Annotated in this window: 13 protein-coding genes and 1 riboswitch; of the genes, 9 read left to right on the top strand and 4 right to left on the bottom strand. The window is 70.4% G+C overall.

Annotation, left to right across the window (positions count from 1 at the left end; all coding sequences use genetic code 11):
* The first annotated feature begins 58 nt into the window (after positions 1 to 58).
* Together ACFO6V_RS26710 and ACFO6V_RS26715 are read left to right on the top strand one after the other, a co-directional pair.
* Positions 59 to 1,624 (top strand): hypothetical protein, encoded by a 1,566-nt coding sequence (locus tag ACFO6V_RS26710; protein WP_377141792.1) that lies wholly within the window; start codon positions 59 to 61, stop codon positions 1,622 to 1,624.
* A 220-nt stretch (positions 1,625 to 1,844) separates the two neighbouring features.
* Positions 1,845 to 3,026, top strand: a complete 1,182-nt coding sequence (locus ACFO6V_RS26715) for a hypothetical protein (RefSeq protein WP_377141795.1) — start codon at positions 1,845 to 1,847, stop codon at positions 3,024 to 3,026.
* A gap of 58 nt (positions 3,027 to 3,084) precedes the next feature.
* On the opposite strand, the gene ACFO6V_RS26720 is transcribed toward ACFO6V_RS26715, so the two are convergent.
* Positions 3,085 to 4,632 (bottom strand): hypothetical protein, encoded by a 1,548-nt coding sequence (locus tag ACFO6V_RS26720; protein ID WP_377141798.1) that lies wholly within the window; start codon positions 4,630 to 4,632, stop codon positions 3,085 to 3,087.
* Positions 4,629 to 5,159 carry a SigE family RNA polymerase sigma factor gene (locus tag ACFO6V_RS26725; RefSeq protein WP_377141800.1) on the bottom strand — a complete coding sequence of 177 codons (531 nt, stop codon included), beginning with the start codon at positions 5,157 to 5,159 and terminating at the stop codon, positions 4,629 to 4,631. The genes ACFO6V_RS26720 and ACFO6V_RS26725 overlap by 4 nt, the downstream gene beginning before the upstream one ends.
* Positions 5,160 to 5,311: 152 nt before the next feature.
* Between ACFO6V_RS26725 and ACFO6V_RS26730 the strand changes: the two genes are divergently transcribed.
* From ACFO6V_RS26730 to ACFO6V_RS26740, 3 genes are all read left to right on the top strand, one after another.
* Positions 5,312 to 6,325, top strand: a complete 1,014-nt coding sequence (locus ACFO6V_RS26730; RefSeq protein ID WP_377141803.1) for a PEP/pyruvate-binding domain-containing protein — start codon at positions 5,312 to 5,314, stop codon at positions 6,323 to 6,325.
* A gap of 211 nt (positions 6,326 to 6,536) precedes the next feature.
* Entirely contained in the window at positions 6,537 to 7,223 is a 687-nt protein-coding gene (locus tag ACFO6V_RS26735) for a PAS and ANTAR domain-containing protein (RefSeq protein ID WP_377141806.1), read from the top strand.
* 71 nt (positions 7,224 to 7,294) lie between these two features.
* Entirely contained in the window at positions 7,295 to 8,140 is an 846-nt protein-coding gene (locus ACFO6V_RS26740) for an endonuclease/exonuclease/phosphatase family protein (RefSeq protein WP_377141809.1), read from the top strand.
* On the opposite strand, the gene ACFO6V_RS26745 is transcribed toward ACFO6V_RS26740, so the two are convergent.
* Both ACFO6V_RS26745 and ACFO6V_RS26750 read right to left on the bottom strand, forming a co-directional pair.
* Positions 8,092 to 8,292, bottom strand: a complete 201-nt coding sequence (locus ACFO6V_RS26745) for a VOC family protein (RefSeq protein ID WP_377141812.1) — start codon at positions 8,290 to 8,292, stop codon at positions 8,092 to 8,094. The genes ACFO6V_RS26740 and ACFO6V_RS26745 overlap by 49 nt on opposite strands.
* Positions 8,293 to 8,342: 50 nt before the next feature.
* The gene (locus ACFO6V_RS26750) at positions 8,343 to 8,705 is read right to left on the bottom strand and encodes a hypothetical protein (RefSeq protein WP_377141814.1); all 363 of its coding nucleotides are present in this window, start codon (positions 8,703 to 8,705) and stop codon (positions 8,343 to 8,345) included.
* A gap of 199 nt (positions 8,706 to 8,904) precedes the next feature.
* Between ACFO6V_RS26750 and ACFO6V_RS26755 the strand changes: the two genes are divergently transcribed.
* The 4 genes from ACFO6V_RS26755 (at position 8,905) to gcvH (ending at position 14,820) form a co-directional block, all read left to right on the top strand.
* Complete coding sequence (locus ACFO6V_RS26755; RefSeq protein WP_116673055.1) at positions 8,905 to 9,810, top strand: LysR family transcriptional regulator; 906 nt, start codon at positions 8,905 to 8,907, stop codon at positions 9,808 to 9,810.
* Positions 9,811 to 9,908: 98 nt separating this feature from the next.
* A riboswitch (glycine riboswitch) is annotated at positions 9,909 to 10,038 on the top strand.
* Positions 10,039 to 10,194: 156 nt separating this feature from the next.
* The gene (gcvP, locus tag ACFO6V_RS26760; protein WP_377141817.1) at positions 10,195 to 13,167 is read left to right on the top strand and encodes an aminomethyl-transferring glycine dehydrogenase; all 2,973 of its coding nucleotides are present in this window, start codon (positions 10,195 to 10,197) and stop codon (positions 13,165 to 13,167) included.
* Between the two features lie 87 nt (positions 13,168 to 13,254).
* Positions 13,255 to 14,424: a glycine cleavage system aminomethyltransferase GcvT gene (gene gcvT / locus ACFO6V_RS26765; protein ID WP_377141820.1), complete on the top strand. Its 1,170-nt coding sequence runs from the start codon at positions 13,255 to 13,257 to the stop codon at positions 14,422 to 14,424.
* Between the two features lie 24 nt (positions 14,425 to 14,448).
* Entirely contained in the window at positions 14,449 to 14,820 is a 372-nt protein-coding gene (gene gcvH, locus ACFO6V_RS26770; RefSeq protein WP_377141822.1) for a glycine cleavage system protein GcvH, read from the top strand.
* The last annotated feature ends 100 nt before the right edge of the window (positions 14,821 to 14,920 follow it).

Consider the following 14,920-nt stretch of genomic DNA (forward strand, 5'->3'; position numbering starts at 1 on the left):
GGGAACATGCGGCTGGGGCGGGACGCGTCCGCGTCCCCGGGATGAGGGGCGTGGACTGATGAGAACCAAGATGCGTGTGCCGCTGAGCATGGCGCTCGGCGCGGCACTGATGATGACTGGCGTAGCGGCATCGAGCGGGGCCGTGACACCTGACGGTGCGGCTTCGCCGGGACCTTCCGCGGGGCAGAGCCAGTCAATGACCATGCGGGTGGAGGACGTCGTCGTCACCGCCAAGATTTCCTTGCCGCCAGGTTCGGAGGTGCAGGGCTCCATCCTCGGGACGCTCAGCATCACCCACAACGGGACGTCCGCATCGATGCGGTCGGGGCGCATGACGATGGTCGACCCGGACGGCCGGAGTCTCGTGGGCGCGCAGTTCGCCGCCACCAGTGCGGCGAATACCTGGACGTCCAGGGTGCCGCTGTCCGCGGACGCGAAGTCGGGCATCTATCAGGTCAGCGTGGCCGCGGAGATCGCGGTCACCACGTCCAACGGCAGTGTGGTCAACGTGCCGATCCGCACCGAGAACCCGGCCCTGGTGCCGTTCCGGGCGCAGCGGAACATCCCGGCGATCTGGACGTCCCCGTCGAGCGCGCCCGCCGGCGCCACGATCTCGGTCTCGGGCGCCGCGAACATGCGGAGCCTGGGCACCGGCGAGTACCAGCCGGCTACCGGTCAGCAAGTGAAGGTGTACTTCGACCCGACCGGCGACGCACCGGAAACGCTGCAGGCCACCCTCACCACCGACTCACGAGGCTTCTTCACGACGCGCCGGACGCCGGTCGGGTCCGGCAAGTGGCGGGCCGAGATGCCGATGACCGACGCCGGCGCAAAGACGGTGTGGACGATCACCTACTCGGCGCGGGAGCGCACCACGACGCTGCGCCAGGGACAGGTCAGCGCAACCCAGAACGGCCACACCGCTGGTGACCACCTGATGACGCACGACGTCGTCGTCGGACTGGCCCCTGTGTCGCGCCGGGTCGACGTCGGCAGCCTCGGCTTCACCGTCGGCGGCAAGTCGGGCTTTGTCAGCGCCGACAGCCGCCGTGGCGAGGGCAGCTTCCCGGACGGGTACCACGTGGAGCGCGAGATGACGCACGCCGGTATCGGCACGAGCGCCGTGAACCTCACCTTCAACCCGACCATGCCTGCCGGTATCTACGACATCGGCATCCGGGACGCGATGAAGGCCTGTTCCGCACCGGACTGGGACGCCAACGACGCCGCGAGCGGCATCAGCAACTGCACGCACGACGTCCTGGTCCAGGACGACACCGTCACGACCATCGTGGTGAAGCGAGCGAGCACCACCACCGTCGCGGCGTCGGAGACGTCGTTCACCGGGCCGAAGACCATCACGCTCAGCGGTGAGGTGCGCAAGGTGCAGCTCGTGAGCGGTGGCGGCGCGGCGGACAAGCCGGCACCCAACACGTCGGTGGGTCTGTACTTCGACCCGGCTGGCTCGGCGACGGCGACCCTCCAGAAGACCGTCACCACCGGAGCGAACGGGACGTACTCGACGACGGCCCTGACGAGCACCACGGGCACGTGGATCGCGAAGTACGCGGGCACCACCCTGCAGGCTCCGTCACAGGCGATGGTGGCTATCACGGTCAACTAGTCGTCCTTGGCGGACGGCGGACAGGGGTCCGCCTTCGCCAGATGGTCAGGCATGGGCTCTCACGCGAATCCATGCCTGACCGTCTGGTGGAGGCGGACCTTTGTGCTGAAGGAAGTTCACCCGCCATTTCCGGCGTAATCGTGCATTCGGGAAACGCCGGTCCTGGCAGGATCTGTGCTTGCTCCCGGTTCCCGGGCCCATTCTCCCCGCGAGGTATCCCATGGTCGTCGGCGCCCGAAAACTGTTCACCTCCGCACTCGGACTGACGCTCGCCGGGAGCTTGCTGGGTGCGCCCACAGCAGCCGGAGTCCCGACGGACGAGGCCCGGGCGGAACTGTCCACGTACGGCTACAGCGACGTCGCCGTCGCTCCGGACCGAGCGCCGGCCGGCTCGCCCGTCCAGGTTCACGGCTACGTCGGTCACGGTTCGAGGTCGCCCGCTGCCGGCGAAGCCGTCACGATCCACTTCGATCCGGCCGGTTCCGCACCCCGCGCGGCGGTCGCGACCGTGACGTCCGACGACAACGGCTGGTTCGCCGCGACCTTCCAGCCCCGGACCTCCGGTACCTATGACATCCTCCGGCCGGGCGAGGAGGAGGACACAGCCCAGGGTGTACGTACCGCGACGTTCACGAGCCGGGAGGCGGTGCTGCCCGTCCGGTCGGCGGTGACCTCGAACATGCGGAACGGTTACAAGGCCACGGTCCGGGTGACGGTCCAGGACGTCGTTACGAGGGTCGAGCCGCAGACGGTCCATGTCGACGCCGGGATCCTGACCCCAGGCTTCCCGGGTAACTTCTCCGTCGTCGAGACGGGCGCGTACCTGGTCAATCGACGCTCCGAGGGGCGATACGGAGTCGGCCAGGTCACCAGCGCGACGCAGGAACCTTGGCGGACGCACTACAGCGCGACCCGGACCTACCGGCTCTCCGCGGTGCACCCGGCTGGCCTCTATGACGTCGTCTTCGCGGGCCCGGTCGCCGTCTACACGGATCCCTGGGACGCGGATCTGGACGGGACCCGCCAGGACGTGCGTATCCCCATCACCAGGGACCCCATCACCACCATCTGGGTCCGCCGCGCCAGCACCACCACCATCGCCGCGTCGTCGACGTCGTTCACCGGTGCCAGGAACATCGAGCTGCGCGGCTCGGTGCGCAAGGTACAGCTGATCAGCGACTCCGTGGCGGAGAACCGCCTGGCGCCGAACACGGCGCTCAAGCTGTACTTCGACCCTGCCGGTCCGGCCGGCCCTGTCTACACGAAGACGGTCCACACGAACTCGCGCGGGGCGTACCGGACGACCGTCATGACGAGCAGGTCCGGCGCGTGGATCGCCAAGTACGTGGGCACCAGCCTCCAGGCACCGTCGAAGGGCTCCGTGACGGTCACGGTCCGCTGACCGAGCATTCGCTGCTGGAGGCGGACCTCTTGTTGTCCGCTGCCCGGGGCCCGTTGTGTCAGTCGTAGGTGCGGAAGATGGCGTCCTCCGGGACTGTCACCGTCGGCGCTTCGGGCAATCCTTCCGGAACCGACTGCAGTATTGAGCGGTCGACCGCCGGCCCCAGCAGTGTTCCGACGTTCATCCTGACGCTGGTCGTGTCGATCTCGCCGCTCCGGTAGTCCAAGTCGGCGCTGCTCCAGGCGATTCGGTCACCGGCGATTCCGACCCGTATCCCCTCCCTCAGACCACCCTGCCCGATCCGCACCAGGTCTGAACGGCCGCTGCTGCCTGGCGCAGCATCTCGCAACAGGTAGGCGACCGAGCCGGACACCCAGACAACCGCGTCGCCCGATGCGGAAAGGCTGTCGACACCTTCGCTTCCTAGCCGGACGGCGATAGCGTCGTCGCTTTCGGCGACGCCGTTCACCCGGGAGACGACCGCGAGGTGATAGCCGCCGTCCAGCGCATAGGTGAGCACGTCGTCGGTGATGTCGACCTGTTGGACATATGTCTCGCTCGGGTGCTTCAGCGTCAGGACAGTTGTCTCGGTGCCGTCGTCCCCGAACGAGGTGAAGGTGGTGGTCCACAGGCCGTTGACCGGCTGGTCGAGTGTCGCAACGACGATCTCGTCGTTGTCGCCGCCGATAGCCGTTGCCTGCTCAGCGAGGACCCAAGGCTCTCCTGACTCGAGGTCTGCTGCCCACGCGGGGATACCCCACGCGTCTGAAGTGGAGCCCGGAGACCCCGCGGACGTGTCTTCTTGGCGCCATGCGACGCGTTGCGCCGTCACTGCCAGCCCCGGGTCGTAGTCCCCCTCGATCTCCTTGATCGCACGGGTCTCGTAGTACTCGCCTGTCACTCGGTCGGTTCGTTTGCCGCCTGCCGCCAGGACAACCCGGCTCGGAGGCTGGTCAACGCTCGCTGAGGCGATCTCGAACCAGGCAGCCACATCACCCTGTGGGGTAAGGCCGCCGATCATGTGCTCCGCATCGTCCAGTGCTGTCGATACCGGAGCCATCATCGGGTCTCCGGAGCCGTCGCCGAGCGGGTCGACCCGATGGAAGTACTTGTTGACGCCTTCTTCCTCTGGGTGGCTCCAGAAGGTGCCGTCCTCGGTAAGGGTCGAAGGATAGAGTCCGGCGCGTACGAACTGGCCCTCGAGCTGGATGTCGAAGCAGCTGGACAATGCTCGCGCCCTCGCCAGGTCGAACGTCACTGCAGGCCGTAGGTTCGTGCCCGACTCGACGGGGCTTCTCCGCGCGACAGGCTCCGGCGCCTCGCACGTCGATACGTCCGCGTCCGCGATCCCGAGCAGCTCTCGCACCTCCTCGCTCCCGGGAAGAGTCACGTCGCCGAGCCCCGGCACGGGCACCGGCCCCGCCAGCGCGAGCGAGAAGGCGACCACGGCCGCCGTCGTGCAGGCGCCCACCGCCTGCCATGACCGCCGACGCCGCAGCGCGCGCCGGCTCCCGACGAGTACGGCCTGCGCGTCGAACTGGTGCTCCTTGACCGTGTCGGCACCTGCCCGGAGGCGGGCCAGGACATCGGTGTCGTGGTTGCTCATCGCGCGTCCTCCTCGAAGATGTCGCGCAGGCGGGCGATCCCGCGTGCGTTGGCGGACTTGACGGTGCCGACGGCGATGCCGAGCTCACGCGCCGTCTGCTCCTCGGAGAGGTCGAGAAGGTGGCGCAGCACCACCACCCGGCGCTGCGTGCCCGGAAGGAGCGACAACGCGCGCATCACCTCGTCGCGCACGGCGACGCCGTCGGCGGGTCCCACGACTGATCCGGGCGGGACGGCTTCGGCAACGACCTCGTGACGGGTTCGGCGCCAGCCGTCGATGCGCAGGTTGATCAGGATCCGGCGAGCGTAGGCGCGGGGCTCGCCGGCGCGTGCCTTGTGCCAGGACCGGTAGGAGCGTTCGAAGGTCGCCTGGACCAGCTCCTCGGCGCGGTGCGGATCGCCGGACAGGAAGAGCGCCGTCTTGTACAGGTACGGCCCGGCGTCCTGCACGAACGCCGTGAACTCCTGGTCCTTGGTGCGGGTGATGTCGACCCGGACCAGCGGGTCGTCGCTCACCTGGGCGGACATGTTCGGGTGCTCTCCCTCGTCATGTCCCCCACCACGTGGGGGACTGCGAGAAAGGTTCCACGTCGCAGGATCCAATCCGAACGCAGGTCAGATGCACGATGATCGGTTGACCACGCCGCACCCGAGGCTAGCCCCCAGACGAAGGAGAACCCGTGAGCGCTGAGGCCCCGCAGCCGTTCGTGCTCGACCTGGCGGACGCAGGAGCCACCGACCTCGCGACGACCGGTGGCAAGGGCTCGTCCCTCGCGCGCCTGGCTGCGGCCGGCCTGCCGGTTCCCGAAGCCTTCCACGTCCCCACCGGCGCCTACCGTGCGGCGGTGGCGGGCGCCCCGCAGCAGGCGATCGTCGAGGCCGCGGCGCAGGTGGACCCGGACCGGCCCGAGACCCACGAGGCAGCAGCAGCCCGTATCGCTGAGGTGTTCGCGGACCTGGAGATGCCGACGGAGGTGGCCGACGCAGTCCGGGCCGGGTACTCGAGCCTGCGCACCCCAGCCCTGAGCCGCCTCGGCGCGAGCGACCCGGCGGTCGCCGTGCGCTCCTCCGCGACCGCCGAGGACCTGCCGGGTATGTCGTTCGCCGGCCAGCAGGACTCGTACCTGAACATCCGCGGCGAGGAGGCGCTGCTGCGCGGGGTCCGGGACTGCTGGGCCTCTCTGTGGACGGCGCGCGCCATCGGCTACCGCGCCAGGCACGGCATCCCCGCCGAGGAGGTGAGCCTCGCGGTCGTGGTGCAGCAGATGGTCCTTGCCGACGCCGCGGGCATCCTGTTCACCGTCGACCCGATGACCGGTTCGCGCGACTGGGTGGTGATCAACGCGGCGTGGGGGCTGGGGGAGGCGGTCGTCGGCGGGCAGGTCAACCCCGACACCTTCCTGGTGGCCCGCGTGGGCGACGTCGTCCGGGCCACGGTGAGCTCCAAGGAGGTGCGCACGGTGCGGACCGACGACGGGACCCGGAACGAGCCGGTTCCGGCCGAGCTGCGCCGTCGTCCCTCGCTCACCGACGCGCAGGCTGCTGACCTCGCCGCGATCGGCGTCCGCATCGAGGAGCTGTACGGGCAGCCTGTGGACGTCGAGTGGGCGGTGAGCGACGGCCAGCCGTTCATCGTGCAGGCGCGACCCGTCACGGCCGTCGCGACCGGCGCCGGAGCGGACGCGGGACCGTAGAGGTACTGGGACCCGGTCAGAACACCGGCTTGCCGCCGGTGACGCCGAGCATGGTCCTGGCGCATCCTGTCCTCCATCGTCGTGTGACGTGTCCTACCGATGTGGTGGCCCCTGCTCGACCCTCAAAAGGGCGCTGGCCCGTGCGCTGAGGGGTCGCAGATCCCGTACCCTCAGAGCACCGGTTCTGCGAAGCTGTTCTGGAAGGAGTGTCGTGACCTCCCCAACGACTCCCAGCGAGCCACCGCTCGACGAGACACTGGAGCAAGTGCTCGCAGGGGGCGCCCGCCCGCCCGTCGGCCGATACCGGCTGGAGCTGGCGACCGGCCAGTGGGCGTGGTCCGACGAGGTGTACGTGATGCATGGCTTCGAGCCTGGCCAGATCGTGCCGACGACGCCGCTCATGCTGTCCCACAAGCACCCCGACGACCGCGCGCGGGTCGACGGCCTGCTGCGCCGGGCCGCGGAGACCGGGCAGCCGTTCAGCTCTGTGCACCGCATCCGTGACGCCCAGGGCAACACCCGCACGCTGGCTGTCACGGGCCAGGGGCGGCGCGACCCCGCGACAGGCCGGGTGACCGAGCTGTTCGGCTACTTCATCGACGTCACCGAGTCGCACCGCGAGGCGGCGGCACGTGACGCGACGGCCTCCATCCAGGCCTCCGCGGAGCGACGGGCGGTCATCGAGCAGGCCAAGGGCGTGCTCATGGTGGTCTACGGCATCGACGAGGAGGCTGCGTTCGACCTGCTGCGGCAGTCCTCGAACCTGGCGAACATCGCCGTGCGGGACATCGCCTACTCGCTGGTGCACCTGTTCTCGGGGCCCGGAGTCACGGTGTTCCCGACCCGCGAGGCGATCGACGAGTTCCTGGAGAAACCGGTCCTGCCGGAGGACCTCTGACGTACGCAGGCCGGGGCGTCCTGACCGCGGTGCGGTAGCGGCAGCGAGCTGGTTGGGCCCAAGATCGGGACGTGCGCATAGCCACGTTCAACGTCCAGCACGGCCTCGGCCCCGACGGCCGCGTCGACAACCACCGACTGGCCGACGCGGTCGCGGCGCTCGATGCCGACGTCGTGGGCCTGCAGGAGGTCGACCTGCGGCAGGCCCGGTCCGGGCGCGCGGACCAGGCGCGGCTCTGCGCGGAGGCGATGGGTGCGGCCGACCACCGGTTCCAGCCGGCGCTCGCGGGCCCCTTCCGTTACCCCGGAGCCCGGCGTCGCGCACGCCGTGCGGAGCGGCCCGGCGTTCCCGGCTACGGCATCGCGCTGCTCTCCCGGTACCCCGTGCGGAGCTGGCACACGGTGCTCCTGCCGCCCGCCACCCCGTGGGTGTGGGGCCGGGTCCAGCTCGGCACCGACGAGCCCCGCGTGGCGCTCGCTGCCGAGATCGACGCCCCGTCAGGGCCGCTCACCGTGGTGTGCACCCACCTGAGCGTGTACCGGTTCCCCAGGGTCACCTGGGTGGGCGGGATCGCACGGCGCACCGCCGGATACCGCCGTGGCACACCCGGCGAACGGCATGCGGAACGGCAGGTCGACCACCTCCGGCGCCGGCTCGCCGGGCTGCCCCGGCCGCTGGTGCTGCTGGGGGACTTCAACCTCCGCGGGTCGGTGCCGGCCGATCGCACGGGCTGGCGCCCGCTCGCGACCGACGACACGTTTCCCCGGCACGATCCCCGGTTCCAGATCGACCACGTCTTGTGGGACGGCGGCGCGGACGCCGGTCCGCCCGACGCCGTCGGCCGGGCGGTGGACACCGGGGTCTCGGATCACCGGGCGCTCGTGGTGGAGCTGTCGTTCGCACCCCCGGCCGGGTAGCGGTACGTCCGGTCAACCCACGAAGATGCAGAACGTGTGGCCGTCCGGATCGGCGAGCGTCGGTACGAGAGCCCGAAGAGCTGCCGGTAGAACTCGGCAAGGGCACGGGCGTCCGTGGTGTCGAGCACCACCTGTCGGATGCGCGGGTTCATCACGACAGCGCACCACGGGTCACGTCACCCGCAACCGCTGCTCGTGGACGTCAGGCGGCCTCGGCGTACGCCCGGTGGCTGACGGCGGGCTGCGCCGCGGGCTCCCGGTCGTCCCGCGCGATGTCCTCGACGACCGCCAGGGTCGGCGCGCTCTGCGCCTTCCGCTTCTTCGCGCGGAGCACGGTCGTCACCGCGTGCACGCCGATCACGATGACGACGATGTTCGCGGCGGCGGACGGCCAGACGCCGTTCGTCGCGGCGACCGTCAGCATGGTCACGCCGGCCAGCATGTTGGTGCCCTGGAACGCGAGGGAGTCGGCGTCCCAACGCCCGCGGCTGACCATGGCGTAGGCCACGAGGCCGGCAACTGCGCCAACCCAGCCGAGAGCGGTGGCAACCATCATGAGGGTCATGGCAAGTACTCCTGGAACTTTGGATCCGTAAGGATCGAAACGATTCGACAGCAAGAGGAGTCCGGGAGGCCGGAATCCATCAGGGGGTGTGGCGCGGGGCCTGGGAGAGCCGGGCACGACCGCCGCCATGACCAAGCATGAGCCAGATTTGCCTTCAGCACAATCGAACGTTCGTGACTCCGGGATGTAGCATTGCTACATGCCGACGGACCCGCGAAGACTCGCTTTTCTCCTCGCCGTGCACCGTGCGGGCGGAGTGCTCGCGGCCGCTGATCTCCTGCATGTCACGCCCTCCGCCGTCTCGCAGCAGATCTCCCGCCTGGAGGCCGAGGAGGGTATCGACGTGCTGGACCGCGGGCCTCGTGGCGTAACTCTCACACCGGCCGGCCGGGTGCTCGCCGATGCCGCGGAGAGCATCGAGGCGGAGATGGTCCAGGCACGCCAGGCGATCGCCGCTCTGGGCGGAGAGCTCACGGGCCGGGTGTCCGTGGGGTCCATCCAGACCGCCATCCGTACGGTCGTCGCACCGATGCTCGTCTCGCTCGCCGAACGCCACCCGCACATCGAGGTGGACGTGCAGGAATACGACCCCCCGGACGCGACCCGTCGCCTGCGTGCCGGCGACCTGGACGCGATAGTCCTGGAGCGCGACGTCGACGTCGACGCCCCGGCCCCGCGCGGCGCCCATGACGTCCCGCTGCTCGACGAACCGTGGCGCATAGTCGTGCCGACCAGCCTGCCCGCGCCGGAACGCATAGACGACCTCGCGGGGCTCATGTGGGTCGGCCCGCAGGCAGGATCAGCCGCGGACCGCGCGCTCGGTCGTCTCGCCGCCCAGCTCGGCACGGCCTTCGAGACCCGGCACGCCTACAACGACTTCGACACGGCGATCTCGCTCGTCGCGGCGGGTCAGGGCGTCGCCATGCTGCCCGCGCTGGCCCTGCAGCAGGAGATACCCGACAGCGTCGCCGTGGTGGCGCTCCCCGGTCTCGGCTCGCGGCGCATGGTGGTGCGGCACCGCCAGAACCGGCACGAGCCCGGGCCCGCGGTCGGGGCGGTAGTGGACGAGATGGTCGCGGCGGCCCGCGAGATCGACCTCGGGTAGGTCCCGACGGGTCGTCCCCGCCGCTACGATGAGCCCATAACTGAAGATCTTCAACGGTCCCGGGCCTCGACGAGCTCGATCACCAGGACCGTGCCGCCAGAACCGTGACGGGAGAGTCCGGCCGGGCGTGCGCCTCCGCCGTCGGGCAGAGGCGCCTCCGGAGAACCGGCGCCGAAGGAGCAATTTCCTCCCCGGGAATCTCTCAGGCCCCCGTACCGCCACGGTGAGGCAACTCTGGAAAGCGAGCCGCTCCGCCGTCAGGCAGAGAGGCTCCACCGACGGTGCAAGCCGGCGCGTCCCGCCCTCCTCCCGGATTCCGGGCGGAGCACGACGGACCGGCAAAACTCTCAGGTAGACGCACGCCCCGGGTGGGCAGGGTGTCGGATGACAGAGCGGGGAGGGACCGCAGTCGTCCCCACGCCCTCGGACAGCCAGGAGCCCGCCGTGAGCACGCCTTACAACCCCGACGTCTTTGCCGACCGGCATCTCGGCCCCCGCGGCCGCGAGGTCAGCACCATGCTGGACCAGCTGGGCATCGACACCATGGACACCCTCGTCGACCGGGCCGTGCCCAAGGCGATCCGCAGCCAGGTGCCGCTGAACCTGCCCGCCGCGCGCACCGAGGCCGAGGTGCTCGCCCACCTGCGTGAGCTGGCCGGCAAGAACCAGGTGAAGACCCAGCTGATCGGCCAGGGCTTCTACGGAACGCACACGCCCGCCGTCATCCGCCGCAACGTGCTCGAGTCGCCCGCCTGGTACACGGCCTACACGCCGTACCAGCCGGAGATCAGCCAGGGCCGGCTCGAGGCGCTCCTCAACTTCCAGACCGCCGTCGAGGACCTGACCGGGCTCGAGATCGCGAACGCCTCCCTGCTCGACGAGGCGAGCGCCGTCGCGGAGGCCGTCGCGCTGATGTGGCGGGCGTCGCGGGCCAAGGAGGGGTACGTCGTCCTCGACGCCGACCTGTTCGGGCAGTCGCTCGCGGTGGCGCGCGGTCGCGCCGAGGCGATAGGCCTCCCGGTAGTGGTGGCCGACCTCACCGACGGCTTGCGCGCCGGACTTCCGGCCGAGCTGCCCGCCGGCCAGATGGTGGGCCTCGTGGTCCAGCAGGCCGGTGCGTCGGGCCGCGTGCTCGATGCGCGCGGCGTGATCGCCGAGGCAAAGGCGGCCGGTGCGCTCGTGACCGTCGCGACCGACCTGCTCGCCCTCACGCTCCTGGTCAGCCCGGGCGAGCTCGGCGCCGACATCTCGGTCGGTTCGGCGCAGCGCTTCGGCGTCCCCCTCTTCTACGGTGGCCCGCACGCCGCCTACATGGCGGTCAAGAAGGGTCTGGAACGCCAGCTCCCCGGCCGCCTCGTCGGCGTCTCGATCGACGTCGACGGCGCCCCGGGCTACCGCCTCGCCCTGGCTACCCGCGAGCAGCACATCCGCCGCGAGAAGGCCACGAGCAACATCTGCACGGCCCAGGCCCTCCTCGCCATCGTGGCCAGCATGTACGCGGTCTACCACGGCCCGGACGGCCTGAAGGCGATAGCGACCCGCGTCCACCAGCACGCGGCCACCCTGGCGGGAGCCCTGCGGTCAGCGGGTGTCGAGATCGAGCACGACACCTTCTTCGACACGGTCCGCGCCGTCACCCCGGGCAAGGCCCAGGAGCTCGCGCGTGCAGCGGCCGAGGCGGGCTACAACCTCTTCGTCCCGGACGAGGACCACCTCCAGATCAGCTTCGACGAGACGACGACCGCTCAGGACGTCGCCGCGGTGGTGCGGCTGCTGGGTGGGGTCTCGACGGGCTCGACCACCGGGACGGGCTCGACCACCGGGGCAGACCTCCCCGCGGAGGTGACCCGGACGACCACGTTCCTGCAGCACCCGATCTTCCACACGCACCGCTCCGAGACCAGCATGCTCCGGTACCTGCGCAAGCTCTCCGACAAGGACCTGGCGCTCGACCGCACGATGATCCCGCTGGGCTCCTGCACCATGAAGCTCAACGCCACCGCCGAGATGGAGGCCATCTCGTGGCCCGGCTTCGCGGACATCCACCCGTACTCGCCCGTCGACCAGACGCAGGGCTACGAGGAGCTCGTCCACGCGCTGGAGCAGCAGCTCGCCGAGATCACCGGCTACGCGGCCGTCTCCCTCCAGCCCAACGCGGGCAGCCAGGGCGAGTTCGCGGGTCTGCTCGCGATCAAGGGCTACCACGCGTCGCGCGGTGAAGAGGGTCGCGACATCGTGCTCATCCCGGCGTCGGCCCACGGCACGAACGCCGCCTCGGCGGCGCTCGCGGGCCTGCGGGTAGTAGTGGTGTCGACGGCGGACGACGGCGAGATCCTCCTCGACGACCTGCGCGCCAAGCTGGACCAGCACGGCCCTCAGGTGGCGGGCATCATGATCACCTACCCGTCCACGCACGGCGTGTACGAGGAGCACGTGCGCGAGGTCTGCGACCTGGTGCACGACGCCGGCGGCCAGGTGTACATCGACGGCGCCAACCTCAACGCGCTGGTGGGGCTCGCCCGGCCGGGCGAGTTCGGCGGCGACGTCTCGCACCTGAACCTGCACAAGACGTTCTGCATCCCGCACGGCGGCGGCGGTCCGGGCGTGGGCCCGGTGGCGGTGGCGGAGCACCTGGTGCCGTTCCTTCCCGGGGATCCGACGCCGGGGGTCTCGACAGGCTCGACCAGCGGCGGGCCGGGCTCGACCAGCGAGACGGGAATCCCCGTGGCCTCGACGCGCTACGGCTCCGCCGGCATCCTGCCGATCTCGTACGCCTACGTCGCGCTCATGGGACCGGACGGGCTGACCGAGGCGACCAAGGCCGCCGTCCTGACGGCGAACTACGTGGCGAGCCGCCTGAACCCGTACTTCCCCGTGCTGTACACGGGCCCGAACGGGCTGGTGGCGCACGAGTGCATCCTCGACCTGCGCAAGATCACGGCCGAGACCGGCGTGACCGCGGAGGACGTCTCGAAGCGGCTCATGGACTACGGCTTCCACGCGCCCACCCTGGCGTTCCCCGTGCCCGGCACGCTGATGGTGGAGCCGACCGAGTCGGAGGACCTGGCGGAGCTGGACCGCTTCATCGACGCGATGATCGCCATCCGCGGCGAGATCGACGCCGTGGCGGCCGGCCGCTGGAGCGCCGAGGACTCGCCGCTGCGCGGGGCGCCGCACACCGCGGCGTCGCTCATGACCGACGCGTGGGACAAGCAGTACTCGCGCGAGCTCGCGGCATTCCCCGTGGCGAGCCTGCGGGCCGGCAAGTACTGGCCGCCGGTGCGCCGCATCGACGGCGCCAAGGGTGACCGCAACCTGGTCTGCTCGTGCCCTCCCGTCGAGGCCTACGCCGAGTGAGCTGTCAGACGACCCCGCACATGTCAGACGTACAGGCCACCCGGGTGACCTGTGCGTCTGACAACGCGCCGACGAGAGGATTGATCCATGGATGAGGACCGGAAGACTCCGCTGTACGACGAGCACGTGGCGCTCGACGCCTCGATGACGCCGTTCGGCGGCTGGCTCATGCCGCTGCGGTACACGTCCGACCTGGCCGAGCACCGTGCCGTGCGCGAGGCCGCGGGCCTGTTCGACCTGTCGCACATGGGCAACATCAACGTGACCGGTCCCGACGCCGCCGCGTTCCTGGACCATGCGCTCGTCGGGTACATCTCCAAGGTCCGCGAGATGGGTGCGCGCTACTCGATGATCTGCGCCGAGGACGGCAGCGTGCTCGACGACCTGATCGTCTACCACCTCGCTCCCGGCGAGTACTCGGTCATCGCGAACGCCTCCAACGCGGAGCTCGTCCTCGCGAAGCTGCAGGAGCGCACCACCGGCTTCGACGTGGCGCTCAAGGATGTCCAGGCCGGCCAGGCACTGATCGCCGTACAGGGTCCGCGGGCCGCCGAGATCATGCTCGCCACGGCGGGCCTCGCGGAGGACGCCGAGATCTCCGGCGGCACCGCGTTCGCCGACCTCAAGTACTACGCCTGCATGCGGATGCGCTTCGAGGGCGTGCCCGTGCTCGTGGGCCGCACGGGGTACACGGGCGAGGACGGGTTCGAGATCTGGGTCCCGGCGGACCAGGCAGTCGCGCTCTGGCGCGCGCTGCTCGCGGCGGGCGAGCCGCTGGGCCTCGTCCCGGCGGGCCTGTCGGCGCGCGACTCGCTGCGTCTCGAGGCCGGCATGCCGCTCTACGGCCACGAGCTCGACACCACCACAACGCCCTTCGAGGCGGGGATGGGGCGCGTGGTGCGCCTCGACAAGGTGTCCGATGACGGCTCGCCGCTCCCCTTCGTGGGCCGCGACGCCCTGGCCGCGCGCAAGGAGTCGGCGCCGGCCCGCGTGCTCGTCGGGCTGCGCGGCGAGGGCAAGCGCCCGGCGCGCGCCGACTACGACGTCGTGCTGAGGGCCGAGGGCACCACCCCCGGAACGGTGGTCGGCAAGGTCACCTCCGGGGCGCCGTCGCCCACGCTCGGCTACCCGGTCGCGATGGCGTACGTGACGCCGGAGGTGTCGGCGGAGGGCACGGAGCTCGCCGTCGACGTCCGCGGGCGGGCCGAACCGTTCGTGGTCGTGCCCATGCCGTTCTACCGTCGTCCTCAGAACTGAAACCCGATCCCGCAAGGAGCTGTCATGGCCGACTTCCCCGAGAACCTGAAGTACACCACCGAGCACGAGTGGCTCGACGGTTCCACCCCCGCCGTCATCGGCGTGACCGACGTCGCTGCCGATGCGCTCGGTGACGTGGTCTACCTGGAGCTGCCCGCGGTGGGAGCTACCGTCGAGGCCGGCGCGGTGGTGGGCGAGATCGAGTCCACGAAGTCCGTGTCCGAGCTGTACTCGCCGGTCAGCGGCACCATCACCGAGGTGAACACCGAGGCCGTGGAGAACCCCGAGATCGTGAACCAGGACCCGTACGGCAAGGGCTGGCTCTTCAAGGTCGAGGTGACCGGAGCGGGCGAGCTGCTCACCGCCGCGGAGTACGCCGCGCACACCGGAAGCTGACTTCCGCGGCCCGTGGAGGCCGCCGTCGAACCGCCCCTCAGGTCACCCTTGTGTGCATCTGGGGGGCGGCTTGGGTATCGGAACGGTAACAGTCGAAAAC

Origin of the sequence: Promicromonospora alba (assembly GCF_042654905.1) — a bacterium.
In the GTDB taxonomy this organism is placed as follows: Bacteria; Actinomycetota; Actinomycetes; order Actinomycetales; family Cellulomonadaceae; genus Promicromonospora; species Promicromonospora alba.